Below are 25397 nucleotides of genomic sequence, written 5' to 3'. Positions count from 1 at the left end.
CCGGTGCGCAGCACCGGCAAGTAGTCAGCCCGGATACCGGGGCAGACGAACCGAGAGGCGTCTTGCTGAGACCAAGCTCCCTTCAATAAGCAGCAGCGTCTCGAAGCCAAGCCAGACCAAATGACGGGCGACAAACCCGCTATTTGCCAACAAACCCTTGAACACAATAATCACCAAAAAAGTCCCTATCAAATTGGTACATCGCTAGATACGCGGACAGACAGACGGATAGACAGCTAGACAGATAAGTAGATAGATATATAGATAGATAGGTAGGTAGGTAGGTAGGTAGGTAGGTAGGTAGGTAGGTAGGTAAAGTATGTGCGTGAAAAGACGACATTTACCGAGCCTCCCTGAAAAGAAAAATCCCCGCTGGCAGATCAAGCAAGCGGGGATTTCAAAACATCTTAGGCGGCAAAGGTCTAAGTCATCAGCCACACAAACAATACTCCGCCCAACGCAATCCGATACCAGGCAAAAGGACGATAGGTGCGACTGGACACAAAGCGCAGCACGGCCTTCACCAGGAACAAGGCGCTAAAGAAAGCAGCAACAAAGCCCACAATAATCGCGGTGCTTTGATCTGCACTCAAGGACGCACCGTTGCGATACAGGTCATAAACCGTAGCAGCCAGCATGGTTGGCATGGCCAGGAAGAAAGAAAACTCCGTGGCGGTCTTGCGCTGAATACCGGCCAGCATGCCGCCGATAATAGTGGCCCCCGAACGTGAAGTACCTGGCACCATGGCAATACATTGGGCAAACCCAACCACCAAAGCCTGCTTCCAGGTGATCTCTTCCAAGGCAAAGGCGGTAGCCTTTTGCGAGGTGGCGGTTTCACCCTGATCCAGCTCTGACGTGTTCTTCGCGTACTGCGGTTTGCGCTCGACCCACAGCATCAACAAACCACCCAATACCAGCGTGAACACAAACACAATCTGGTGATGGAACAAGGCTTTAACGTACTGAATCGTCAAGGCACCAATAACGGCAGCGGGCAAAAAGGCAATCAGTAGATTGCGAGTGAACATCAGCTCGGTACGATCTCCGCGCAAGACCCCGGTGATCAGCTGAATCAAACGGGCGCGAAAAATCCAGATCACGGCCAGAATCGAACCGAACTGAATCACGACCTCAAACACCTTGGCATCGCCCGAGGAAAAATCGATCCACGAACCCAGAATCAGCAAATGTGCCGTACTGGAGACAGGAATAAACTCCGTAATACCTTCGACAATCCCCAGGAACAGGGCCTTCAACAAATAAATGGTTTGCTCGGTCATGTTGTGTGAATCAAAGCCAATAAAAATTAAGACGCCAGGAAGGGATCGATTTGTTCATCATCATAGGGTGCACGTTCCAGACTGACCTGGGAAATACGACGCCCTTCCAGTTCTTCCACCTTGAAGCGATATACCGCATCGCTCTGTTCAAGAACACACACATCCCCCACCTTGGGCAACTGTCCGAAACGCGTCAGAAGATAGCCCGCCAACGTTGCATATTCTTCGTCCTCATCGACCAAACCATCCACACCCAGCATCTGTTCAAGATGGTGCAAGTCCGTCGAACCATCCAACAGCCAATGGTCTTGAGATTCCTGAACAATATCGGGTGTCTCATCCTCACTGGGAAAGTCGCCCGCAATCGCCTCGAAAATATCCAAAGGCGTCACCAAACCTTCAATAGTGCCGAACTCGTCCGTCACCATGACCAACTGCCCGCGGCTTTGCTTGATGGTTTCCATCAGGTCCAAAATCCCGATGGACTCATACACAAAAACCGGCTGACGCAATTGGTCCAGACGGATATGACCATGAATCAGCAGGTCTGCCAGTAACTCTTTGCTTCGACCAATGCCAATAACCTCATCGAGCGAACCGCGACACACTGGCACCATGCTATGGGGTTCATGTGTCATCTTTTCGCGCAGGACCTCAGGATCGTCCTGCACATTCACCCAGGTAATCGCATTGCGCGGCGTCATCACCGAATGCACGGTACGCTCGGACAAAGTCAGCACACCACTGACCATATTGCGTTCTTCCTGACCGAACACCATTTGCGCCGCCGCACCGGGCAGATCCGGCCCGATGGCCGTTTCACCGGAAGCGGGACGCTTGCCCAACATGCGCAGCACAGCCTCAGCCGTACGCTCACGCATGGGACGACCAGCCTGCAGCATACGCAACTTGCGACGCGCCAGCTGATTGAACATTTCGATCAGGATGGAGAAGGAAATGGCCGCATACAGGTAACCCTTGGGTACATGTACGCCAAAGCCTTCCACCAGCAAGGAGAAGCCGATCATCAACAAAAAGCCCAGGCACAGGATCACCACCGTGGGGCGACTATTGATATAAGCCGTCAAGGGTTTGGAAGCAACCAGCATGATGCCAATGGCAATGACCACCGCCGCCATCATGATGGGCAGGTGCTCGACCATACCCACCGCAGTAATGACCGCGTCGATGGAGAACACGGCATCCAGCACCACGATCTGCGCCACGATGACCCAGAAGCTGGCATACATGCGCGATCCGGAAGCATGAGCGCTGCGGTTCTCAATACGTTCGTGCAGCTCCAGTGTGCCCTTGAACAGCAGGAAAAAACCGCCCACGATCATGATCAGATCGCGACCTGAGAAATCCAGGCTGAATATGGAGAACAAAGGATCGGTCAGCTGCACCAGATGAGACATGACCGTCAGTAAGCCAAGGCGCATCAGCAAGGCCAGTGACAGGCCCAGCACACGAGCCCGGTCGCGCTGCGCCGGAGGCAGCTTGTCGACCAAAATTGCAATGAACACCAGGTTATCGATGCCCAGCACAATTTCCAGAACTACCAGTGTGAGTAACCCAACCCAGGCGGTCGGGTCCATCAACCACTCCATCTCAGCTCCTTGGCGCTGTGATTAAAAGAACACCCCGGCAATGCCGGGGTCTAGGTTCTTAATCTTGCAGGTGCGACAGCATCTGAATAAAGATCTTCGGACTGGCGGCAATCACATTGCCAGTCTCTTTCCAGGTTTGTTCGCCTTCAAAGTCGCCCACCAGACCGCCGGCTTCGGTCACCAGCAAGGTGCCGGCAGCCAGATCCCAGGGTTTAAGGTTAACGGCGCAGAAGCCATCCAGACGACCTGCAGCCACATAAGCCAGATCCAAAACCGTTGCACCCACGCGACGCACGGCAGCACATTCGGCCAGCATATCGGCAAATGGGGAGGTGGGTTTCACGCCTGCACCCGAATCCGGCACGTGTGCACCGATCAAGGCATCGTGGTAACGGGTCTGGCCCGACACACGAATACGACGGTCGTTCAGGAAGGCACCACCGCCCCGGCTGGCCGTGAACATTTCATTGCGGTTGGTGTCGTAAATGACGGCATGGGCAGCCTGGCCACGGTGCATCAAGGCAATCGAAATTGCGTAGCACGGAAAGCCGTGGATAAAGTTGGTGGTGCCATCCAGAGGATCAATGACCCACTGGTATTCGGGAGTACCTTCGCCTGCGGGTTCCAGCGGTGGGCGCTCGCCCGTTTCCTCGCCGATAAAACCGTGGTCGGGGTAGGCTTCGCTCAACACTTCAATGATGGCTTCCTCTGCTGCGCGATCCACTTCCGTGACATAATCTTTAGGGCCTTTACGCGCAACCGACAGGTGCTGGAGGTCCAGACTGGCGCGAGAGATAATGGTGCCGGCACGGCGAGCCGCCTTGATGGCGGTATTGAGCATCGGGTGCATGGAAATTCCGTTTTTTTAACAATAATTGAGCCTGCCTGGCGTGCCCTGTTGCAGGGCAAAATCGCGTGAGCAGACACAGGAAGCGTAGCTTCAAAGTAGCTATTTTAAATGACTCAGACGCAAGCATCGGCATTTGATGATAATTTTCACCGGGTTCGCTTCATTATGGTGCAACCCAGCCACCCTGGAAACGTGGGCGCAGCAGCGCGAGCGATCAAAACCATGGGCTTTGGCGACTTATGTCTGGTCGACCCGCTAGACCCGGACGTTGCACAAAACCCTCAGGCAATCTCGCTGGCCAGCGGTGCCGTCGACGTTTTGGAGCAAGCAACTATTGTTCCCACTCTGGCACATGCACTGGAACCGGTCACTCTGGCTTTTGCCCTGACGGCCCGCCCCCGCTATTTAGGACCGCCAGCCGCCGATATACGTCAGACTGCCGAACTGAGCCGTGAGCATCTGCGCCAGCACGCCGGAACCGTCGCCATTGTGCTGGGGACCGAACGCGTGGGCCTGACCAATGATCACATCAGCCAGTGCCAATACGTCTGCCATATTCCGGCCAATCCTGAATACAGTTCCCTGAATGTCGCCCAGGCTTTGCAACTGGCTGCCTGGGAATTGCGCTATGCCTTGCTGGCTGAAAGCGGTGCCAGCCTGCTGCCCAATACGGATGGCAAGGCAGACCCTGGCAAGGAGCTGGCTCCCCAAGCCAAGGTGCAAGCCTTGCTGCAGCACTGGGAACAGGCCATTGAAAGCGTCAAGTTCCTGGACCCCAAACACCCCAAGAAGCTGGTGCCCCGCATGCAGCACCTGTTCGGGCGCGCCCAGCTTAGTTTGGACGAAGTGGATATGTTGCGCGGCCTGTGTACCGCCATGATCAAGACCGCTAAAACAGCGGGCCACCCCATCCCTGAACAACGTAAAGACGAATCGGCAGGCCCGGAACATCGCTAAAACCTGCGTTCAAACGCGCTACCCCTCTTGCCCGCTGCACCCAGCGGGCACTGTCTTTTATGAGCGATCACACAGTGGACACTTTCTTGGCTGGCGTATATTCTTACTGAGTTACTTTTTCGGTAAGCAATAGCTGTTTTCAAGCATGAACACTCCCGAGACCGTAGAACCGCAGGATCAGGCCGGGCCGCGCACCTTGCAACGCGGCCTGCTGGTGCTCAAGACTTTGCAGAATCATCAAGGCAAAGGACTGAGCGTCACCGACCTGTCGCGCGCCACGCAATTACAGCGCCCCACCATCTACCGGCTGCTGGCCGCCCTGATCGATCACGGTCTGGTCCAGAACAGTAGCCATAGCCGTCGCTACAGCGCCACGCGCCAGGATCAGGGCCTGTTTGGACTGGACCCGCGTGTCACCATCATGCAGCCCATCATGCAAGAGCTGGCTCAACAGACTGGCGACGCGGTCTTTCTGGTGGGCCGCGATGGCGACGACTCCGTTAGCCTGTGGCGCGAAATTGGCCCCTACCCGGTACAGATTCTGGCCACTTATGTAGGCAAGCGTCAGCCTTTGGGCGTGGGTTCGGGTGGCATGGCCTATCTGGCCACACTTGGGGACGAAGCGATCGAGCAGATTATCGAACGCAATGCCAATCAGCTGGATCAGTACGGTGGCATGACCCAGCGCGAGATGCGCCAGCTGGTCACCAACACCCGTATCCGGGGCTACTCGGTTGTAGGCAATTACGCCGTACGAGGTGCTTTGGGTGTGGGCTGCGCGTTGTGCGATCACAAAGGCCGCCCCATTCTGGCCATGAGTGTCACGGCCATTACCGAGCGCATGCCTGCGCCACGGCAAAAAGAAATTGCCGGTTTGCTGCGCGACGCGCTGGATTCGGTCGCCGACAAGTTTTAAATCTGGGCGGATTTCTCCCCCTGAAGGGTGTCGGGATCGTTAACACCCTCATCCGCACACAGCCTGCCCTGTGTGCTTTTTTACGTCTCGAAGTTCATTCCCTCTGTCTGCTTTTCCAATCAACGCAGGTGGCTCCTCCAGGCTCAGCCTGTCAAAAAAAGAGAAACTACGCCGACGATAAGCCTGCGCCCTTCCCCAGCCGCATTCATCCCAGCTTGGCTTCTGAAAAAACAGCTCCATTTCAAACAGCGCCCTATCCACCATTCAAACTGATCCTCTAATCAGTTCGTTTTAGCTAAATATCCCCATCTCCCGTAAAACACACGGCTTTATACCCAAAGCCGCGTGTCGCAGCATTCGCAAGCCCTTTCCCCCTAGGGTTAACGCGTCATCGTTTCGCCGCGCGTAAATAAAACGACATTTGCTTTATTGATCCACGCACTAGCCTGTCGCTATCTTGTGGGCACAACGATAAGCCCCCTAAGGGGCACACCATAAAAAAGGAAGGCGAGATACAGGCAACAGTCATTACCGAGGAGTACGCGCTAGCGGGACTGTGTATCCAGCATCCACATCCATCAGCCGACCCACTAGCCAGGTCGGGGAGACAAAAACAAGGATAAGTTCATCATGAACACCACTGCTACCCTCTCGGCCAAACCCAGGCCAAACTTGCTGACCCGCTTTACCAATATCTGCGTGCGTTACGTAGAAAAGTGGATGCCGGACCCGTATCTGTTCGCCGTCATCCTGAGCTTGCTGGTTGTAGGACTGATTGCCCTGTTTGTCGATGGCGCCACCCCCGGAGGAATGGTGGATGCCTGGTATCGCGGGGTGTGGGGCCCCAAAAGCATTTTCACCTTTGCCCTGCAAATGGTGCTGATTCTGGTAACGGGCTACACCCTGGCCGAAGCACCGCCCTTGAAACGCGCCATCATCTGGTTGGCCTCCCGTGCCCGCACACAAGTTGAAGGTGCCCTGTTGTGCTTTGCCGTGGGCGCTATCTTCTGCCTGCTGAACTGGGGCCTGGGTCTGGTGGCCGGTGCCCTGGTTGCACGCCAGGTTGCCCGCCGTCTGCCCAATGTGCACTTTGGTTATCTGATTGCCTCGGGTTATATGGGTTACCTGCTCTGGACTCAAGGTCTGTCCAGCTCGATTGCCCTGGCCAATACCGATCCCAACAGCCCCATTAACGTCATCCATCAACTGACCAGCATGACGGTGCCGTTCAGCCTGACCATTTTCCAGCCCTATAGCTGGATTCCAGTTGTGGCCCTGATCATCCTGCTGTTTCTGACGATCTGGCGCATGGAGCCTGACTACGCCTTGCCGCCTGACCCCGCCGTCTTTGCTGACATTGAAAAAGACCTGCCCAAAACCAAGCCCAGCACCCCGGCTGAAAAGCTGGAAAACCTGTGGATTCTGAATGTGCTGTTCTTTGCCGCGGGTATGTACTACTTCGTGCGCAGCGGTTTTGCGCTGAACATCTCATCCATGATCATGCTGTTTACCGTCACCGGTGCCCTGCTGCACTGGACGCCTATCCGCTTTATCAAATCCTTTGTCGAGTCCGCCAAAACGGCAGGCCCGCTGATTCTGCAGTACCCGCTGTACGGCGGCATCATGGGCTTGCTGGCCTATATCCCCATGGAAGGCGGTCGCGCCCTGGAAGAAATTCTGTCCTCCGCGCTGGTGACTGGGGCCAATGAATACACTCTGCCCTTCCTGACCTTTATCGCCTCCATCATCATCTCGCTGTTTGTTCCTTCCGGTGGCGGACACTGGGGTGTGCAAGGCCCCATCGCCGTGCAGTCAGCCCTGGCCATTGGTCAGGACAGCCCCGCCTATCTGGGCCTGATGTCCATGGCCGTGGCTTTTGGTGAAGCGGTGGCCAATATGATTCAGCCCTTCTGGCTCCTGCCTGTGCTGGCCATTGCGCGCCTGAATGTACGGCAGGTCATGGGCTTTACCGTCGTGGCCTTTCTGATTGGCACCGTCATTTTGACGATTGCTATTCTTATCGCACCCTTCACGATCTAAGGACGCGCCATGTCTGTGAATGATTTCGCTACCCGAAACAGGACATCTAGCCAGGAGGCAGCAGAGGCAGCAATTGCCCGCTACGAACAAACCGAGGATCTGATTCAGGCCTTTGCCCATCTGGACAAGGAGCAGGTACGGCGTATCGCCCAAGAACAGGAGAACAACACCGGCCCTTTAAAGGGGCTGGTCATCGGCATCAAGGATTTGATCAATACGGCGGACGCTCCAGCCACCTATGGTTCGCCCATTTATCGCGACAACCGCCCCACCCAGGACGCTGCCATTGTGCAGGCCCTGCGTGCGGCCGGTGCCGTGCCTTTTGGCAAAACCGTCACCACGGAATTTGCGCTGTTCAGCCCTCCCAAGACACGCAACCCCTGGAATCTGGAACACACACCGGGTGGTTCGTCGTCCGGCTCGGCCGCTGCCGTGGCCGCCAATGTGGTGCCGGTAGCTTTGGGCACCCAGACAGCGGGGTCCGTGGTGCGCCCCGCCACGTTCTGCGGAATTTACGGCTTCAAACCCAGCTTCGGCGCCCTGCCCAGCAGCGGCTTGAAAACCATCAGTCCCTCTTTGGACACTTTGGGAATCCTGGGCCAGCGGCTGGAGGATGTGCGCCGTGTGTTCAACGCACTGCGCAGCACGCCGGAAGTATCGCAAGTCCTGCAGCAAGCCCCTTTGCGCCTGAGCTTTTTGCACACACCCTGGTGGGAGGACATTGCCGAGGATTTGCGTGATCGGCTGGAAGCGACCGTAACTCACCTGAAAACGGATGACGGCCAGTTTGAAGTTCAGCTTAGCGACAGGGACAGTCTGTTTGGTGAACTGACCCACGCGCAGCAAGCCATCATGGGAGCTGAAGTACTGGCCCATTTAAGCCATGAACGCCAGCAACACCTGGAACTGCTCTCGCCTGCTTTGCAGACTTATCTGGATAAATGCGCACAGACTCAACCTGCCGAACTGATTCAGGCTCAAGGCCTGATCAATCAGGTCAAGCGCCAACCCGAGCTGATCTTCGGCGACGCAGACCTGATCCTGAGCGCAGCCGCCTTGGGCGAGGCTCCCACACGCGACACCACGGGCGATCCCGTGCTGTGCCGTGCCTGGACGGCATTGGGCATTCCATGCATCAACTTGCCCATCGGCTTTGGCAGCCACGGGCTTCCTTTAGGACTGCAAGTGGCTGCCCGCCCTGGGCAAGATGACCTGCTACTGGAAGCGGCCACCCGCATTGCCCATCGCCTGGGCACATTAACTATCGCGCTGCCTGAACTCCGATCCTGAAGGGTCGGGCAGCTTACTCAACGGATCACATCGACAGAGGTAGGACAGGGAAACCCAATGACGGACAGCAACTGGAATCTTAAGAATCAAGCCCGCCAGCAAAGACTGCAACGTGCCAGCCGCGCACTGGGAGACTCTTTGCAAGGCAAGATATGCAGCACGGATAAAGCCAGCAGCTTGCTGGAAGCCGTATTACAAGTAGGAGATCGAGTATGTCTGGAAGGCAATAACCAGAAGCAGGCCGACTTTCTGGCCGACGCACTGGTGGGCGTCGACCCAGCGCAGATTCATGACCTGCACATGGTGCAATCCGTGCTGGCCTTGCCCCAGCATCTGGATGTGTTTGAAAAAGGCATTGCCAACCGCCTGGACTTCAGCTTTTCAGGCCCGCAAGGTGCGCGCCTGGCCAGGCTGGCCTCGGCAGGACGACTGAACATCGGTGCCATTCATACCTATCTGGAGTTGTTTGCCCGTTACTTTGTAGATTTGACCCCGAATGTCGCGCTCATCGCGGCCCAGGCCGCCGATGAGCACGGCAATCTGTACACCGGCCCCAATACCGAGGACACCCCGGCTATTGTGGAAGCCACCGCTTTTTCCGGCGGCATTGTCATCGCCCAGGTCAACGAGCTGGTCGACAGCAAGACCACCCGCCTGCCGCGTGTGGACATTCCCGCCGACTGGGTGAACTTTGTCGTGCCCGCTCCCCGCCCGCACTTTATCGAACCGCTGTTTACCCGCGACCCAGCCCAGATCAGCGAAATCCAGGTCTTGATGGCCATGATGGCGATCAAGGGCATCTACGCGGAATACGGTGTGCAACGCCTGAACCACGGCATCGGTTTTGATACCGCCGCCATTGAATTGTTGCTGCCCACTTACGGCGAATCACTGGGCCTGAAAGGCAAGATTTGCCAGCACTGGGCCTTGAATCCGCATCCTGCCCTGATCCCGGCCATCGAAGCCGGTTGGGTGCAATCGGTGCACTCCTTCGGCTCCGAGCTGGGCATGGAAAACTATCTGCGCGCCCGCTCCGATGTGTTCTTCACCGGCCCGGATGGCAGCATGCGCAGCAACCGCGCGTTCTGTCAGGCGGCTGGTCACTACGCCTGTGACCTGTTCATCGGCTCCACCTTGCAGATCGACCTGCATGGCAATAGCTCCACCGCCACGCTGGGCCGTATTGCCGGTTTTGGTGGCGCACCCAATATGGGCGCGGATGCACGTGGTCGTCGCCACGCCAGCCCCGCCTGGTTGAAAGCCGGGCAAGAGGCACGCCAAGGACGCCAAGGTGCAGCCGGTACGCCACGTGGTCAGAAGCTGGTGGTGCAGATTGTGGAAACCTTCCGCGAACACATGACGCCCGCCTTTGTGGACACCCTGGATGCCTGGACCCTGCAGGAGCAGACCGGCATGGATCTGCCGCCCATCATGGTGTACGGCGACGATGTCACTCACATCCTGACAGAAGAAGGCATCGCCAATCTCTTGCTGTGCCGTACCGACGAAGAGCGCGAACAAGCCATACGGGGTGTTGCCGGCTATACGCAAGTGGGCCTGGGCCGAGATGCCCGCATGGTGGAGAACCTGCGTGATCGCGGCATCATCCGTCGCCCTCAAGATTTGGGCATAGACCCACGCCAGGCCACCCGTAATTTATTGGCCGCACGCAGCATGCGGGATCTGGTTCAAGCCTCCCGCGGGCTGTATCAACCTCCGGCACGCTTCCGTAACTGGTAATGGCCCGTCACGCTATTTGCATTAGGAGATCACGATGACAAACATTCCTCACGGCCTGGAAACCCTGGCCTATAGCTTCAAAGGACAAGAGCCTATTGGCACCTTCCAGCCTGTGCTGGTGGGCGTGGTAGGTTCGGGCAATCTGGAAGTGCTGGCCGAGCCCAAGGACAGCGCCGAATGCACCATCCATATTCATACCTCGGCACGTGGTTTCTCCACGATCTGGGATGCGGTGGTGCGGGACTTTCACCAGCGCCATCCGCTGGCCGGTATTCACTTTGACATTAACGATATGGGGGCCACCCCTGCCGTGGTCAGTCTGCGTCTGGACCAGGCCGCCAGCGAAGCCCTGGCACGCAGCCAAGCACAAGGAACACAGTCATGAGCAGTTATCTGGAATGTTCTGCCCGCCAGCGCGTCCAGGCTCTGTTTGACGCCAACAGCTTTCACGAATGGCTGCCCCCTGCACAACGCTTGAGCAGCCCCCATCTGGCCCAGTTGGGAGTGCCTTCTTCCTTTGATGATGGCGTGGCTATCGGCCGTGCCTTGCTGGAGGGGCAGACCGTGTATGTGGCGGCGCAAGAAGGCGAATTCATGGGCGGTGGTGTGGGCGAAGTCCACGGCGCCAAGCTGGTGGGCCTGCTGCGTCGAGCCATGATCGACCGCCCTGCAGGCGTAGTGCTGCTGCTGGAGTCCGGTGGTGTGCGTCTGCACGAAGCTAACGCCGGTTTGATAGCCGTCTCGGAGGTGATGCGCGCCCTGCTGGACACGCGTAATGCCGGAGTGCCTGTGATTGCTTTGGTAGGCGGGCAAAACGGTTGCTTTGGGGGTATGGGCATTGTGGCCCGCTGCACCAACCACCTGATCATGAGCGACGTCGGCCGTCTGGCCATGTCCGGCCCGGAAGTGATTGAAGCCTCCCACGGAGTCGAAGAATACGACTCCAAGGACCGCGCTTTGGTCTGGCAAACCAGTGGCGGAAAACACCGCTGGCTGACCGCCGATTGCGACGACCTTGTATCGGACACCGTGGCCGCTTTCCGCGCCGCTGCCGTACAAGGCTTGAAGAATCCAGCTCGTGGTCCCGTCACCCTGGAAGAGCTGGAACAGGAACATCAGCTGCTGGCACACCGCGCAGCCCTGCTGCCTGTGGAGCAATGGGACCAAACTGAAAATCAGGCCCAAGCCTTGTGGCAAGCACTGGGGCTGGAACAAAGTGATCAAGTCGGGCAGATGGATGCTGCAGCCGTCAAAGCATTACGCAGCCAGGAGGCGCTGTCATGAAATGGGAAACACTGGTGCAATCGCTGTTCGATACGCAGCACAGCATTAGCGAACAGGATTTGTTCTTGCAGGGCGATGCCCAGTTTGATGGCGAGACCTTGGCCGTGATCGGCACGACGGAACACGCCCCCATCGGCGTGTCCCTGGCCTTGACCCAGGCACAGGCCGTGCTGGACACCATCAAGAACCATCCTGGCCGTAGCCTGCTGCTTTTGGTCGATACCCAGGGCCAGCAACTGCGCCGCCGCGATGAGCTGCTTGGCATCAACCGCGCCATGGCTCACTTGGGTATGTGCCTGGATCTGGCCCGACGCAAAGGCCACAAGGTCATTGGGTTGGTGTACGACCAGGCCCTGTCCGGTGGCTTCATCACCTCCGGTCTGATTGCCGATGCCTGCTATGCCGTGCCCGAAGCCGAAATTCGCGTCATGCGCATTCCTGCCATGGCCCGCGTGACCAAGCTGCCCGAAGCCATGCTGGAAGAGCTGGCGCAGTCCAATCCGGTCTTTGCGCCCGGCGTAGGCAACTACGTGGCCATGGGAGGCATTCAGTCTGTCTGGGACAGCAGTTCGCCAGAGCAACTGCGTGCTTCCTTGCGGGCAGCACTGGCTCAATCCAATGATCAGGATCGCCGCGCCAGCGATGGTGCCGAACGTGGTGGCCGCCGCCTGGCTGCCCAGATCATTGAACAGGTCTTGCAGGCATCCTGATGAACGCCCAGCTGCCCGCTCGCCGTCACCACCTGATCACGCTGGACAACACAGCCTGGGATCAGGTGTTGGCTGATCTGGAGCCGACCAGCCACGTCTGCCAGAGCCTGCGTCAATGGCAGGCTCGAGGCTGGCCGCTGGTCGTCAGCCGTCAGCCAGGCGAACTGCGTAGCGGACAGTTGCAAGTGGGCATTCCTTTACCGAGCGATTGGGGGCGGCAACGTCTGTCCCTGATCGTTTCCCAAAACCAGAGCCTGTCTTGGGGCAGTTTCCCCCCCGCCCATGAAGCCCAAACCTTATTGCCAGCCTCCTTGGCGCAAGACTGGCTGAGCTTATGTCAGCGTATGCAAGCACATGGCTGCACGGCTCAGGTCTATGGCAGTTATGGCTGGGAGCTGATCACAGGACAGGGCTATGTGCGTGAAGGTTCAGACCTGGATTTGCTGCTACCCGTGCAGAGCGCCACGCAAGCAGATCGTCTGGTGGAGCTATTAAGTGCAATCAGCGAATTGTCCGGTTTGCCCCGCCTGGATGGCGAGCTGCTGTTCCCCGATGACGCCGCCATTGCCTGGCGTGAATGGCAGCAATGGCGCAGCGGTGCCAGCAGCAAAGTGATGATCAAACGCACTCATGGTGTACGTATTCAGGCGCACTCGGACTGGCCCGAGCACGCTCCTGCTCCGGAGTCCTCTCATGCTGCTTGATGCAATTGAAACCAGAACATTGGCGCCTCGCCCCACTGCCGCCGACTTCATGGATCCATCCCGTTCCTGGAGTTGTGCGGCCATAGGCCGTGCGGCGGTTCTGGCGCTGTATGACGAGCTGATTCTGGCTCCCAAACCGGGGCTGGTTTCCTTGCTCGACAGCGGCAGCCATGACGATATGGATGCCAGCACTTTTTATCGCAGTCTGTTTGCCCTGCGCCATTATTTTTCTGACATGGCGGCTCTGGGCCAACAGCGTGTTCCATTCAGCCAGCTGCAAACTCGCGGGATTGCAGCGGAGGCTCGCATGCAGGCGGCAACCGGGGGCATCAATACCCACCGTGGCGCCATCTTCATGCTGGGCCTGCTGTGCGCAGCCGCAGGCGCTTGCCTACCTTTTCGCACCCTGACTCCCGCCACGATTCGGGACCAACTTCAAACATTATGGGGGGCGGCTTTACAGGCCCGCAGCCTGCAAGCTTCGTCCGCACTGCCGGGCGGACGGGCGGTACGCCGCTATGGCTTGCAAGGCGCGAACCAGGAAGCAGCCCAGGGCTTTCCCACCTTGTTTGAAACGGCCTGGCCCGCCTGGCAAGTCGCTGTCAAAACTTCGTCTCCGCACAGCACACCAGTGGCAGAACAGCAGTTGCAAACCGTAGGTCTGCATACCTTCTTTTCTGTTATGGCGGTCCTTGACGATAGTAATCTGGCCCATCGTGGCGGACTGGAGGGGCTACACTACGCGCGCCGCTGCGCCATGCACTACCTGCAAGCAGGCAGTGCATTCAGCCCCGATGCGGTGCAACGCGCGCAAGCCTTGCATCAAGCCTTCATGAAGCGTCGCCTGTCCCCCGGCGGCGCAGCCGACACCCTGTCGGCCTGCTGCTGGCTGGATCGCTTGCAAGCCTATGCACCCGGCAGTGCCAGCCAGCGTCGCCCTACTGGAGCCTGACTATGAAAATCGCCCTGCTGTTTTCCGGGCAAGGCATGCAATACGCAGACATGCTGCCCTGGATGAACCCGGCAAACCCCTTGCTGCTGCAAATGCAGGAACAGTTGCACGTTCCCGATTGGCGCGCTGCCATGCGCGATACCCGTTGGGCCAGCACCAATGCCCATGCCCAAGTTGTGCTGACAGCTTGCGCCTTGGCCGCTTGGCAGGAATTGCAGGAGCACGTCCCTGCCCTGCAAACCTCCAGGCGATCTTTGGTGGCCGTGGCGGGCTACAGCATTGGTGAACTGGCAGCCGCTTGTGTAGCGGGTGTGTCATCTGCCAGCAATACCATCCAGCTCGCCGGACAAAGAGCCGCCTTGATGGATCAAGCCGGGGCCGGACAGGACAGCAGCATGCTGGCGATAAGTGGGGTTTCAATTCGCACGATTGAACAATGGTGCCAAGCGCACGGCGCTGCCCTGGCCATACGCAATGGTCCTGATAGTGCTGTCTGTGCGGGACCACGTGACAAGCTTGCTGCCCTGGAAAAATTCGCTCAAGAAAAAGGGGCACGTTGCACACCCCTGGCCGTGAATATTGCCTCCCATACCCATTGGATGAGCAGCGCATCCCAGGCCTTTCAAGAGCAACTGAATCAAAGCGAACTGACTGCCCCGACCTTGCCTTGGCCCACCAATGCCGGTCTATGGGTGCATAACGCCACTACCGCTGCCCAGGCCTTATCAGCGCAGTTGATGCAAACCGTGCAATGGGATTCGTGCATGGAGCAGATTGAAGAGCGACAGCCCAATGTGGTGCTGGAGATTGGTCCGGGCCGCAGTCTGGCGACCATGTGGAATCAACGCTATCCGGAGATTCCTGCGCGCGGTGTGGATGAGTTCCAAACCCTGGATGGCTTGCAGCGCTGGCTGTCTCGCTGGGCTGGATAAACGCAAGACAGCGGCTTGCGCAGACCCGCATCAGCCCGACGTCGGCCCTTCTTTTTCCAACTGAGTACGCACGATCCGGCAGGCCCGTAACAAGCTCAAAACATTCGGGCTGCGCTCGCGCGACTTCATGCACACCAGGCCGATACGCTGTGAATGTCGATACTTCGGCTCCAGGCTCAGCCACTGAATCTTGTCAGAAAAAACCGCTTTGGCTCGCGCAGGTAAAAGGGAGCATCCCACACCACCACTGACCAGGCTCATCAAGGAAAAGATGTCTCCGGTGCGCATCACAATATCGGCATCAAACCCGGCTTTGGCCAACATGCGCTGCATGTCCCGCCCCGTTGCAAAATCATCGGTCAGCGACACAAAACGTTCCTTGGAACAACGCTCCAGATCCACCACGGACGAGTCCGATCCTCGCCAATCCATGGGAGCGGCAAACATCAGTTCATCATCAAAAATGGGCAATACTTCCAGATCATCCGGTTGCTCCTGCGGCAACTCGATCAGGGCTGCGTCAATATGACCACCCCGCAACTTTTGCAGCAGCTTCTCGTTGGAGTCCAGCACCAAATCAATCTGCAATAAAGGCTTGTGAACCTTCAGCTCTACCAAAAGGCGCGGCACCAAACGTATCGTCAGCGAATACATGGAGCCTATGCGCAACTGATCCGACGAATACCCCCCGGCTTCGCGGGCAGCATCAATGCCATGCTGCAAGGTACGTATGGTTTCCTTGGCCGCTTCGGCCAGCTCGCGCGCCGACTCCTGTGGCACCAGATTGCGGCCTTCCTGCAAGAACAGCGGGCAGCGCAACCCTTCCTCCAGGCTTTTCAAGGCCCGATGCACGCTCACCGCACTGGTGCCCAATTGTTCTGCGGCACGGGCAATCGTGCCGGCTTCCAGAAAAGCCAGCAGAACTTCCAGGCGTCGTACCGTGATTTTTTCGTCGATCAGAAACATCGTGAGGGCAGGTGGAAAAACAGCGCCAGAGCAAAGAGTACAGTATGGGAGAAGCCCGCAGTAAGTCCAATGCAGGCTAACCCGAAAAAAATGCCCCAAGCCGCTAAAAGCAAGGCTTGGGGCATTCATAACTTCTATCGGAACCGCATGGGCTTGAAGCCTGCAGGACACGGTTCAAAGCCGGAATCAGGCCTTGAACCCATCATGTTCACGCAGCCTTTTTCTCGCCAACCGACTGCACGATTTCACGTACTGGAACGGGCGTCTGCAAACCAGCCTGATTCAGCACTTGGACCGCACGGCGGAACAGATCAAAACGGGCATCCCAGAAGTCAGCAGCATTGATCCACGCACGCAGATTGACGGTGATTACGCTGTCCTTGTACTCCATGACCATGACCAGAGGAGCCGGGTCTTTCAGCACCTGAGGATGTTCATTGAGCAGGTCTTGCAGCAGCTTGATGGCCAGGTCCAGATCATCGCCATAACGTACGCCCACCCCGAAGTCCAAACGACGAGTGGTGTTACGGCTGTAGTTGATGATAGGGTTGCCCCAGATCAGGCTGTTGGGCAGCGTAAATTGAATGCCATCCACTTGCTCAAAGCGGGTCAGGAACAAACCCACTTCCTGCACGGTGCCGTCACCTTTACCAACAACCGACACAAACTCGCCCGCACGCAAGGGACGCAGCATCAGCAACATGATGCCGGCGGCGATATTTTGCAGTGTGTTCTGCAAGGCCAAGCCCACCGCCAAACCGGCGGCACCCAGTACCGCGATAATGCTGGCGGTCTGCACACCAAAACGGGCCAACACGGCAATCAGCACAAAGATGCGGATTGTCCAGACCGTTACGGACTGGGCCATAGGCACAATCGTCGGATCCACTCGAGGCGAGCGGGCTGCCATGCGCTTGATGGCACGACCGGCGACGGCAGACAGCCACCAGCCAATAATCAGAATCAACAAAGCAATCACGACGTTGAGCGCAATCGCGACAACGGCTGGAAACTCTGTCATCCAGGCTTGCAATTTTTCCACGTTTCAATCTCCTCAATTAAAAGGCAAAGCACCGAAGGGACTGGCCGCCAAGGGTAAACATTGCTAGTGCGCATCATAGCCTTGGGACGGGTCTGAACCCAAGTTGAGCAAGCCCACCATCTTATCCCCGAAAACTGTGGATAGCTCATAGGAAAAACTGGGCAAATCAGAAAAACCCTCCGTAGTATCAGCCACTTGAAAACCACGAACAGAAAACATCCAAATCCGGAAACAGACGCCAGCTTATCCCCATAAAATGTGGACAAGTCACAGGATAAACCGTGAATCACTGCACTTATCCCCGTGCAATCAAGCACTTAGAAATGGCGAGCAGAGAATCGACAATTCTTTACCATTTTTTTCCTCGGGCAAGCCTCTGCTTGTTGAAAACCGGCTTATCCACAAAAGATGTGCATAAAAATAGGGAAAACCCCTGTATTAGCAAAAAATAGGCTTATAAAACAATCACCTAAGTAGCCAGGTCAGGGATTCACCATTTTGCACCTGTTCAAGCCGGTACGCGCCACAGGGAAGCCAGCCAATGCTGCTCCTGCGGCGGCCTGTCTGTGGGGCGATAAAAGTGATCGATATAGTCAAAGCCCGCTTGCTCCAGACGCTCTGACCACTGCTCCCAACTGTAGTAGCAACCATAGCGCTGACCATTCCAGCCTTCTTGCCCCTGACCGCGCGGATTGGAGGAGAACAGCACGCCGCCCGGTCGCAGACTGTGCCGCAAAGCGGTCAAAACTGCAGGCAGCTCCGCGCTGGGTATATGGAATAGAACCGCATTGGCAAACACACCATCAAAAGCCGCAGCGGGCAAATTCAAATCCAGAAAGTCCTGATGCAGCACCGGCAAGCCTGTTTGCTGACGAGCCATCTCCACGAAAGCCGCACAGCCATCCAGGCCCATCGGGCGGTGACCCATGGCCTGAAACGCGACCAGATCCCGCCCCGGTCCACAGCCCAGATCCAGAATATCCACAGGCCCCGGCAAGCCGATGGCCGCCAGCAAAGCATCGCGATTCTGGCTGACATCATGGTCCCACGTGCCGTCCCGATAAGCCTGCGCATGGTCCTGGTAATGATTGACGGTGCGACGACTGGTTTCTTTCATCTGAACATCCTTGCCTATGCTATGGGTTTACTTGACGCTGCCTAACGATGGATCGACTATATCCTGAGTCCAATTTGAATCTGATGCCATGAAGCCAAGCTATCCGCTCTCCGTCCTAGACCTGTCCCCTATTGTTCAGGGCTCCACACCGGCCCAGTCCTTTCGCTGTTCGGCGGACATTGCCCGTCATGCCGAGCAGTGGGGCTATCACCGTTACTGGCTGGCCGAACACCACGGCATGCCCGGTATTGCCAGTGCTGCCACTTCAGTTCTGATCGGGTACATTGCCGGTCAAACCAGCCGCATTCGTGTAGGCGCGGGCGGCATCATGTTGCCCAACCACTCCCCGCTGGTAATTGCCGAGCAGTTTGGGACACTGGCCTCCCTGTACCCCGGCCGCATCGACCTGGGCCTGGGGCGTGCTCCTGGTTCCGACCCCGAAACGGCCCGCGCCTTGCGCCGCAATCTGAACAGCGATCCCGACCAGTTTCCACGCGATGTGCTGGAGCTGATGGACTACATGTCCGACGAGCCGCGTAACCGCATCATGGCCGTACCCGGTCGTGGTCTGAATGTGCCGGTCTGGATTCTGGGCTCCAGCCTGTTTGGTGCTCAACTGGCCGCTGCGCTGGGCTTGCCCTATGCCTTTGCTTCGCATTTTGCGCCTGCTCAGCTGATGGATGCTATTGAGGTTTACCGCCGTCAGTTCCAGCCTTCCGTGCATCTGGAAAAACCGTACGTCATGCTGGGCTACAACGTCTTTGCCGCCGACACGGAAGACGAAGCCAAACTACTGGCCTCCTCCTGGCAACAGTCTTTTGTGAACCTGCGCAGCGGTCGTCCCGGCCAACTGCCACCGCCCGTACGCGACTACTACGAGCAATGCAGCCCACCCGCCCAGCATTTGCTGGACTCCCTGCTCAGCTGTACGGCCATTGGCAATCCGGAGCAAGTGCTTGAGCAGATGAAAGGCTTCATTCAACTGACCGGCGCCAACGAACTGATGCTGAACGCCAATATCTTTGACCATAACAAGCGCTTGCGCTCCTACGAGATTGCCGCCGAGCTGCGCGGCAGTCTGGTATGAACCCACGCCATCTTCAGGAGACCGCACTGCGCTACTTCCAGGAAGTAGCGCGTTGTGGCTCTATCTCGCAGGCGGCCAGCAATCTGCATGTGGCCACATCGGCCATCAGCCGCCAGATCAGCGGACTGGAAGAAAACCTGGGCATGGCCTTGTTCGAGCGCCATGCCCGTGGCATGAACCTGACCGCTGCGGGAGAGCTGCTGCTGGCCCATGCTCGTCGCAGCGCCATGGATGCCGAGCGCACCCTGCACGATATTGCCGCCTTGCAAGGACTGCAAACCGGCCTGATACGCATCGCCTCTTCTGAAGGTTTGGCCGCCCAGCTACTGCCGCAATGCATTGCACAGTTTCGTGAAAAGCATCAGGGCATCCGCTTTCAGCTGGACGTACTGCCACCACACCGCATCACCATGCTGCTGCTAAGCGGCCAGATTGATATAGGCATCAAATTCACCCAGACGGCTGAAAAAGACATCAAGACCTTGTTCCGCCGCGATGCGCCCGTCATGGCTCTGGCGGTTCCCGGCCACCCGGTCACCCGTACCGAACGCATCAGCCTGAAAAGCCTTCTGGCACACCCTCTGGCCTTGCCCGGCCCCGACACCACCGTGCGGCAAATGATGGATGTGGCCTGCAGCGCACAGAACCTGAGTCTGGACCCGGTATTCAGCAGCAATCACATGCAGTCTCTGCATCAATTTGCCTTGTCCGGCGCAGGCGTGACGGTGTCGGCCCTGCTCTCGGCTCGTCACCTGATTGAGCAAGGTTTGCTGCAAGCCAGTTTCATTCATGAACGCGGCTTGCTGAATCGTCAAATTGAAGTGCAGGCCCTGGCTGGCCGCCGCTTGCCCTCTATTGTTCGCCGCTTTCTGGACGAGTTGCTGCCGCAGCTTGAAGTCGACCCGCAAGCCTTGCCAAAATAGCAACGCTGTCCTGCTTATTTGTTGCTGGTTCGGCATCATCGCCTTTCCTATCATCTCTTGATTGAGGAGATAGCCATGACAAGACCCAGCAACGCCGCAAGCAACGCGCAGCCCCCATCGACCCGTCGCCCCTGGCGGCGTCTTGCCCAAACCTTATTAGGTGCTGTTCTGGCCGTCAGTAGCGTGGCGGCCCATGCCAGCGATTGGCCTGATCGTCCCATTCGCCTGATCGTACCCTTCCCCACTGGCGGTGCCACCGACGTCATCAGCCGCCTGATTGCCGAAAGCGCGGCCAAAGCGATGAACGCCAACATCATTGTGGACAACCGCACGGGCGCGGGCGGCACGATCGGTTCAGGCGAAGTCGCTCGCAGCAAGCCTGATGGCTACACCCTCCTGTTCACCACCAGCAGCACCCACGCGATTGCTCCGCACCTGTACAAGTCCCTGCCCTACGATGCAGACAAAGACTTCACCCCTATCGCCCATTTGGGCGATGCCGCCAGCGTCCTGCTGGTGAACCCGTCCGTACCCGCACAAACGCTGCCAGAGCTGATTGACTATGCTCGCGCCCATCCTGATGAGTTGAACTACGCCAGCAGTGGCAATGGCACCATCGTGCACCTGGGCACCGAAGCCTTTTTGAATCAGGCCAATATCGTCATGTCCCACGTTCCATACCGCGGAACTGGTCAGGCCATTAACGATATGCTGGGCGGCTCCATTCATGTTTTACTGGACGCCATCCCCACCGGGATGCCCTATGTGAACAGCGGCCAGTTGCGCGCCCTGGCAGTAACCGGCCAGCAGCGCTCGCCGCTGGCACCCGATTTGCCCACCTTTCAGGAGTCCGGCCTGCCGGGCTATGAGTCGGTGACCTGGTTTGGCCTGTACGCCCCTGCAGGCTTGCCCGACGAAATTCGTGACAAGGCTTATGAGGCTTTTTCACATGCCGTTCAGGACCCCAAAGTACGCTCGCGCCTGCAAACATTGGGCGTGGACCAACCCCGCAGCACCAGCCGAGAAGAGTTTATCTCTTTGGTCCGCGAGGACAGCGCACGCTGGCAAGGCCTGATCCAACTGACTGGAATACAGATTCAATGAACAAGACTGACACCTGTATGGACTGGAACAACCCCTACCCGTCCGCCCGCTCTGCGGTACTTGGCCAGAACATGGTCAGCACCTCCCACCCCTTGGCCGCGCAAGCGGGCCTGCGCATGTTGCAGGCCGGTGGCAATGCCGTCGATGCCGCCCTGGCGGCCGCCATCACACTGACTGTGGTCGAACCCACGGGTTGCGGGATAGGCAGTGATGCCTTTGCCATTGTCTGGGACGGCAAAGAACTGCATGGCTTGAACGCCTCCGGGCGCTCGCCCCGTGGCTGGTCGCCGGATCGTTTCAAAGGTCACGATGCCATCCCCGACAAGGGTTGGGAAAGTGTCTCCGTTCCCGGTGCGGTCTCTGCCTGGGCCGAGCTATCCAGCAAGCTGGGCCGTCTGAGTCTGGAGCAAGTGGCCGCCCCCGCGATTCATTACGCCCGAGAAGGCTTCCCGGTCTCGCCCGTAATCGCGCGCTTGTGGGAGCTAGGTCGTCAGCGTCTGGGCGATCAACCCGGTTTTGCCGAAGCCTTTTTACGTGATGGCAAAGCCCCAGTCGCTGGCCAGTGGTATCAGAACCAGGACCAGGCCAATACGCTGGAACGCATTGCGGCCACCCAAGGACAGGACTTTTATACCGGCGAGCTGGCCAAACGCATTGCCGACTTCTCCCGCCAGCATGGCGGCGCCATGGACGAGCAGGATCTGGCCGAGCACCGCGCGAACTGGTGCGGCACCATCAGCCATCCTTTTGCCCAGTCCGTGATTCACGAAATCCCGCCCAATGGACAAGGTCTGGCGGCCTTGATGGCCTTGGGCATCATGGAACAAGCTGGTGTGGGCCAGCAGCCGCTGGACCATATCGACACGGTGCATTTGAGCATTGAAGCCATGAAGCTGGCTTTTGCCGATCTGTACGAGCACCACGCAGATCTGGAGCACATGATTCATCATCCCGAGCATTTGCTGGACCCGGCCTATCTGCGCGAGCGCGCCGCCCTGATTCAGATGGACAAGGCAGGCGACCCCAAGCACGGCCTGCCTGGCCCCTCCGGCACGGTCTATGTCACCGCCGCCGACTCCAGCGGCATGATGGTGTCCCTGATCCAGTCCAACTACATGGGTTTTGGTTCCGGCGTGGTCGTTCCCGGCACCGGCATCAGCATGCAGAACCGTGGTCATGGCTTTACCCTGCGCCCCGGCCATGTGAATGAAGTGGCCGGTGGCAAGCGCCCTTCGCACACCATCATTCCGGCCTTTGCCATGAATGCCGATGGCACCCCTCAAATGTCTTTTGGTGTGATGGGTGGCCCATTCCAGTCACAAGGCCACATGCAAATGGCACTGCGTGTTCTGCTGTACGGTCAGAACCCGCAGGCCGCTGCCGATGCCCCACGCTGGCGCGTGACGGGTGGCCGTGGGGTGGCAGTAGAACCCACTTTCGATCCGGCGCTGGTTCAGGCCTTGCGCGAGCGCGGTCATGAAGTCGTCGTTGAACCCGGCAGCGGTGTGTTCGCCTTTGGCGGTGCACAACTGATTCTGCGTCAGGGCAATCATTACGTGGGCGGCTCCGACCCACGTAAAGATGGTCAGGTGGTGGCTTACTAAGCCTATTTGCCTTCCAGAGATCACTGCCACTTTCTGATTGGGGTCTGGATAAGAACATCCAGACCCCAAATACCTTTGGGCCTCCCTATCTCTATTCAGACAAACCACTCGACGAAACAAAGACACGCTCACCAAGGCCCCATCCCTTCAGCCCCCTTCAAGGCTCAGCCCGGTCCACCAAAGAGCCAGGCACAGCCCCCAAAGCAGACTCCAGCATCGACTTGGCTCACTAAACGTACACCGTGGTCAATATCTGACACTTTCCCTACACAAAGACTGTGTTTTTATCAGGTTTTCTTCAGCCAGACAGAATGACTGCTGTACCATCAAAAATTGCCGCTTCATACCCCGGAAGCGGTTTTCTATTTGTCTAAACGGCCCTGTCATCCAGAGGGCCGTACGCTGGAGCCCATTCGGTGCTGTCATTCTTTGAACGTCGATTAGATCCCTATCCCGAACAACACGTCGCCCCTCCTCCCAAAGGATTTTTCCCCTTCATCTGGGCCTGTACGAAAAATTCACGCGGCTGGATTGGCTTGATGACCGTAACCTCGATTGGCCTGTCGGCCTACGAGGCCATGCTGTTTGCCCTGCTCAGCTATATCGTGGACTGGCTGCCCTCGATTGAACCTGCCCAGTTCTGGAGCCAGCAGGGTGGCACGCTGTTGACCATTGCCGCTGTTCTGCTGGGCAGCGTCGTGCTGATCAGCCTGCATACGCTGGTCATGCACCAGGTACTGGCCATCAACTTCCCCATGCGCCTGCGTTGGCTGTTTCACAAGCTGATGCTGAATCAGAGCATGTCCTTTTACGCGGACGAGTTTGCCGGTCGCATCACCACCAAGATCATGCAAACCGCTCTGGCGGTGCGTGAAACTCTGTTCATGGCCGTGGAAGTGGTCGTGGGCATGAGCGCCTACCTGATCGGTATTCTGATTCTGGCAGGCAGCTTTGACCGCCTGCTGATCCTGCCCTTCCTGCTCTGGCTGGTAGGCTACGCTTTGGCCTGCGTGTACTTTGTGCCCCGTCTGGGCAAAGTCGGGGCTGAACAGGCCGACGCCCGTGCGCTGATGACGGGCCGTATTACCGACGCCTACACCAATATCAATACGGTCAAGCTGTTTGCCCACACACGCCGTGAAGCTGACCATGCCAAGAACGCGATGCGCCGCTTCCAGGAAACCGGCCATGCCCAGATGCGTCTGATCAGCATGTTTGAAGTGACCAACCATGTGCTGGCTACTGTCTTGCTGATCAGTTCGGCAGGCCTGGCCTTGTACTTGTGGTCGATTGATCAATCCACAGCCGGTGTAGTGGCGGCCGTCATTGCCATGGCACTGCGTCTGTCCGGCCATTCCCATTGGCTGATGTGGGAGCTGACCAATCTGTTCGAGAACGTAGGCACGATTCAGGACGGCATCAATACCTTGACGCAAAAACCCACGGTGGTAGATGCTCCCGATGCCAAGCCCCTGCAAATCGAGCAAGGTCGCATCGAATTCCAGGACGTGAGCTTTGCCTACCGCGATAAAAGCCGTCAGGTGATCGACAAGCTCAATCTGGTGATCAAACCGGGCGAGCGTGTTGGTCTGATTGGCCGTTCTGGCGCGGGCAAGTCCACGTTGGTCAACCTGCTGCTGCGTTTCCATGATGTGGATAGCGGCACCATCCGCATTGATGGCCAGGACATTGCCCACGTCACGCAGGACAGTTTGCGTGCCGCCATTGGCATGGTGACGCAGGATACCTCCTTGCTGCACCGTTCCATGCGCGACAACATTCTGTATGGCCGCCCGGATGCCAACGACGAGCTGCTGCATATGGCGGTAGAACGTGCCGCTGCTGCCGACTTCATCCCGCAACTGCATGACCGCCAGGGCCGTGAGGGCCTGGAAGCACATGTGGGCGAGCGCGGTGTGAAACTGTCTGGCGGCCAGCGTCAGCGTGTGGCAATTGCCCGCGTCATGCTGAAAGACGCCCCCATCCTGTTACTGGATGAAGCCACCAGCGCGCTGGACTCCGAAGTGGAAGCCGCCATCCAGGAAAGCCTCAACACCCTGATGCACGGCAAGACGGTAATTGCCATTGCCCACCGCCTGTCCACCATTGCGGCACTGGACCGCTTGATTGTGCTGGATCAGGGCCGCATCATCGAGCAAGGCAGCCACCAGGAATTGCTGGAAAAAGGTGGTTTGTATGCTCGTTTGTGGGCACGTCAAAGTGGTGGCTTCCTGGGAGAGACTGGCAAACAAGATAGTTAAAACGTGTCACTTGCTTGCAAAAAAA

General features: G+C 57.8%; 22 protein-coding genes. 16 read left to right on the top strand and 6 right to left on the bottom strand.

The window, feature by feature from the left end:
- Window positions 1-422 precede the first annotated feature (422 nt).
- From ACLPGZ_RS08210 to ACLPGZ_RS08200, 3 genes are read right to left on the bottom strand one after another with little or no spacing between them, the layout of a single operon-like run.
- Window positions 423-1283: an undecaprenyl-diphosphate phosphatase gene (locus ACLPGZ_RS08210; protein ID WP_429641122.1), complete on the bottom strand. Its 861-nt coding sequence runs from the start codon at window positions 1281-1283 to the stop codon at window positions 423-425.
- 26 nt (window positions 1284-1309) lie between these two features.
- Window positions 1310-2893, bottom strand: coding sequence for a TerC family protein (locus ACLPGZ_RS08205; protein ID WP_429641121.1), 1584 nt, complete (start codon window positions 2891-2893; stop codon window positions 1310-1312).
- 58 nt (window positions 2894-2951) lie between these two features.
- The gene (locus ACLPGZ_RS08200; RefSeq protein ID WP_035270898.1) at window positions 2952-3743 is read right to left on the bottom strand and encodes an inositol monophosphatase family protein; all 792 of its coding nucleotides are present in this window, start codon (window positions 3741-3743) and stop codon (window positions 2952-2954) included.
- Window positions 3744-3851: 108 nt separating this feature from the next.
- Between ACLPGZ_RS08200 and ACLPGZ_RS08195 the strand changes: the two genes are divergently transcribed.
- The 11 genes from ACLPGZ_RS08195 to ACLPGZ_RS08145 all read left to right on the top strand — a co-directional run bounded on the left by ACLPGZ_RS08195 (window position 3852) and on the right by ACLPGZ_RS08145 (window position 15268).
- Window positions 3852-4700, top strand: coding sequence for an RNA methyltransferase (locus ACLPGZ_RS08195; RefSeq protein ID WP_088450892.1), 849 nt, complete (start codon window positions 3852-3854; stop codon window positions 4698-4700).
- Between the two features lie 145 nt (window positions 4701-4845).
- A complete protein-coding gene (locus ACLPGZ_RS08190; RefSeq protein ID WP_022983524.1) occupies window positions 4846-5616 on the top strand; it encodes an IclR family transcriptional regulator in 771 nt (256 codons plus the stop codon).
- Window positions 5617-6246: 630 nt separating this feature from the next.
- The gene (locus ACLPGZ_RS08185; protein WP_404831425.1) at window positions 6247-7656 is read left to right on the top strand and encodes a short-chain fatty acid transporter; all 1410 of its coding nucleotides are present in this window, start codon (window positions 6247-6249) and stop codon (window positions 7654-7656) included.
- A gap of 9 nt (window positions 7657-7665) precedes the next feature.
- On the top strand, window positions 7666-8946 hold the full coding sequence (locus tag ACLPGZ_RS08180) for an amidase (protein WP_429641120.1): 1281 nt from the start codon (window positions 7666-7668) through the stop codon (window positions 8944-8946).
- 57 nt (window positions 8947-9003) lie between these two features.
- Complete coding sequence (mdcA, locus tag ACLPGZ_RS08175; RefSeq protein WP_247965852.1) at window positions 9004-10686, top strand: malonate decarboxylase subunit alpha; 1683 nt, start codon at window positions 9004-9006, stop codon at window positions 10684-10686.
- Between the two features lie 34 nt (window positions 10687-10720).
- Window positions 10721-11071, top strand: coding sequence for a malonate decarboxylase acyl carrier protein (gene mdcC / locus ACLPGZ_RS08170; protein WP_009457832.1), 351 nt, complete (start codon window positions 10721-10723; stop codon window positions 11069-11071).
- Window positions 11068-11970: a biotin-independent malonate decarboxylase subunit beta gene (locus ACLPGZ_RS08165; protein WP_247965853.1), complete on the top strand. Its 903-nt coding sequence runs from the start codon at window positions 11068-11070 to the stop codon at window positions 11968-11970. The genes mdcC and ACLPGZ_RS08165 overlap by 4 nt, the downstream gene beginning before the upstream one ends.
- Window positions 11967-12680, top strand: coding sequence for a biotin-independent malonate decarboxylase subunit gamma (gene mdcE, locus ACLPGZ_RS08160; protein WP_022983522.1), 714 nt, complete (start codon window positions 11967-11969; stop codon window positions 12678-12680). Before ACLPGZ_RS08165 ends, mdcE begins: the two co-directional genes overlap by 4 nt.
- Entirely contained in the window at window positions 12680-13384 is a 705-nt protein-coding gene (gene mdcG / locus ACLPGZ_RS08155; protein ID WP_429641119.1) for a malonate decarboxylase holo-[acyl-carrier-protein] synthase, read from the top strand. Before mdcE ends, mdcG begins: the two co-directional genes overlap by 1 nt.
- Window positions 13374-14336: a triphosphoribosyl-dephospho-CoA synthase gene (locus ACLPGZ_RS08150; RefSeq protein WP_429641118.1), complete on the top strand. Its 963-nt coding sequence runs from the start codon at window positions 13374-13376 to the stop codon at window positions 14334-14336. Before mdcG ends, ACLPGZ_RS08150 begins: the two co-directional genes overlap by 11 nt.
- A gap of 2 nt (window positions 14337-14338) precedes the next feature.
- Window positions 14339-15268 (top strand): acyltransferase domain-containing protein, encoded by a 930-nt coding sequence (locus ACLPGZ_RS08145; RefSeq protein WP_429641117.1) that lies wholly within the window; start codon window positions 14339-14341, stop codon window positions 15266-15268.
- Window positions 15269-15298: 30 nt separating this feature from the next.
- On the opposite strand, the gene ACLPGZ_RS08140 is transcribed toward ACLPGZ_RS08145, so the two are convergent.
- The 3 genes from ACLPGZ_RS08140 to ACLPGZ_RS08130 all read right to left on the bottom strand — a co-directional run bounded on the left by ACLPGZ_RS08140 (window position 15299) and on the right by ACLPGZ_RS08130 (window position 18393).
- Window positions 15299-16234: a LysR substrate-binding domain-containing protein gene (locus ACLPGZ_RS08140; RefSeq protein WP_254002781.1), complete on the bottom strand. Its 936-nt coding sequence runs from the start codon at window positions 16232-16234 to the stop codon at window positions 15299-15301.
- 208 nt (window positions 16235-16442) lie between these two features.
- The gene (locus ACLPGZ_RS08135; protein WP_035271438.1) at window positions 16443-17255 is read right to left on the bottom strand and encodes a mechanosensitive ion channel family protein; all 813 of its coding nucleotides are present in this window, start codon (window positions 17253-17255) and stop codon (window positions 16443-16445) included.
- 529 nt (window positions 17256-17784) lie between these two features.
- A complete protein-coding gene (locus ACLPGZ_RS08130) occupies window positions 17785-18393 on the bottom strand; it encodes a class I SAM-dependent DNA methyltransferase (RefSeq protein ID WP_429641116.1) in 609 nt (202 codons plus the stop codon).
- Window positions 18394-18481: 88 nt separating this feature from the next.
- Between ACLPGZ_RS08130 and ACLPGZ_RS08125 the strand changes: the two genes are divergently transcribed.
- The 5 genes from ACLPGZ_RS08125 (at window position 18482) to ACLPGZ_RS08105 (ending at window position 25372) form a co-directional block, all read left to right on the top strand.
- On the top strand, window positions 18482-19480 hold the full coding sequence (locus ACLPGZ_RS08125) for an LLM class flavin-dependent oxidoreductase (protein WP_429641115.1): 999 nt from the start codon (window positions 18482-18484) through the stop codon (window positions 19478-19480).
- Window positions 19477-20403 (top strand): LysR substrate-binding domain-containing protein, encoded by a 927-nt coding sequence (locus ACLPGZ_RS08120; protein WP_026484229.1) that lies wholly within the window; start codon window positions 19477-19479, stop codon window positions 20401-20403. The genes ACLPGZ_RS08125 and ACLPGZ_RS08120 overlap by 4 nt, the downstream gene beginning before the upstream one ends.
- Window positions 20404-20478: 75 nt before the next feature.
- The gene (locus ACLPGZ_RS08115; RefSeq protein ID WP_088450907.1) at window positions 20479-21507 is read left to right on the top strand and encodes a Bug family tripartite tricarboxylate transporter substrate binding protein; all 1029 of its coding nucleotides are present in this window, start codon (window positions 20479-20481) and stop codon (window positions 21505-21507) included.
- Window positions 21504-23111, top strand: coding sequence for a gamma-glutamyltransferase family protein (locus tag ACLPGZ_RS08110; RefSeq protein ID WP_026484227.1), 1608 nt, complete (start codon window positions 21504-21506; stop codon window positions 23109-23111). Before ACLPGZ_RS08115 ends, ACLPGZ_RS08110 begins: the two co-directional genes overlap by 4 nt.
- 416 nt (window positions 23112-23527) lie before the next feature.
- Entirely contained in the window at window positions 23528-25372 is a 1845-nt protein-coding gene (locus ACLPGZ_RS08105; protein ID WP_009457855.1) for an ABC transporter ATP-binding protein, read from the top strand.
- The last annotated feature ends 25 nt before the right edge of the window (window positions 25373-25397 follow it).

It is taken from the genome of Alcaligenes sp. Me129 (assembly GCF_050487245.1).
GTDB classification, from domain to species: domain Bacteria; phylum Pseudomonadota; class Gammaproteobacteria; order Burkholderiales; family Burkholderiaceae_B; genus Alcaligenes; species Alcaligenes phenolicus.
This window is presented reverse-complemented; position numbering and strand designations above follow the sequence as displayed.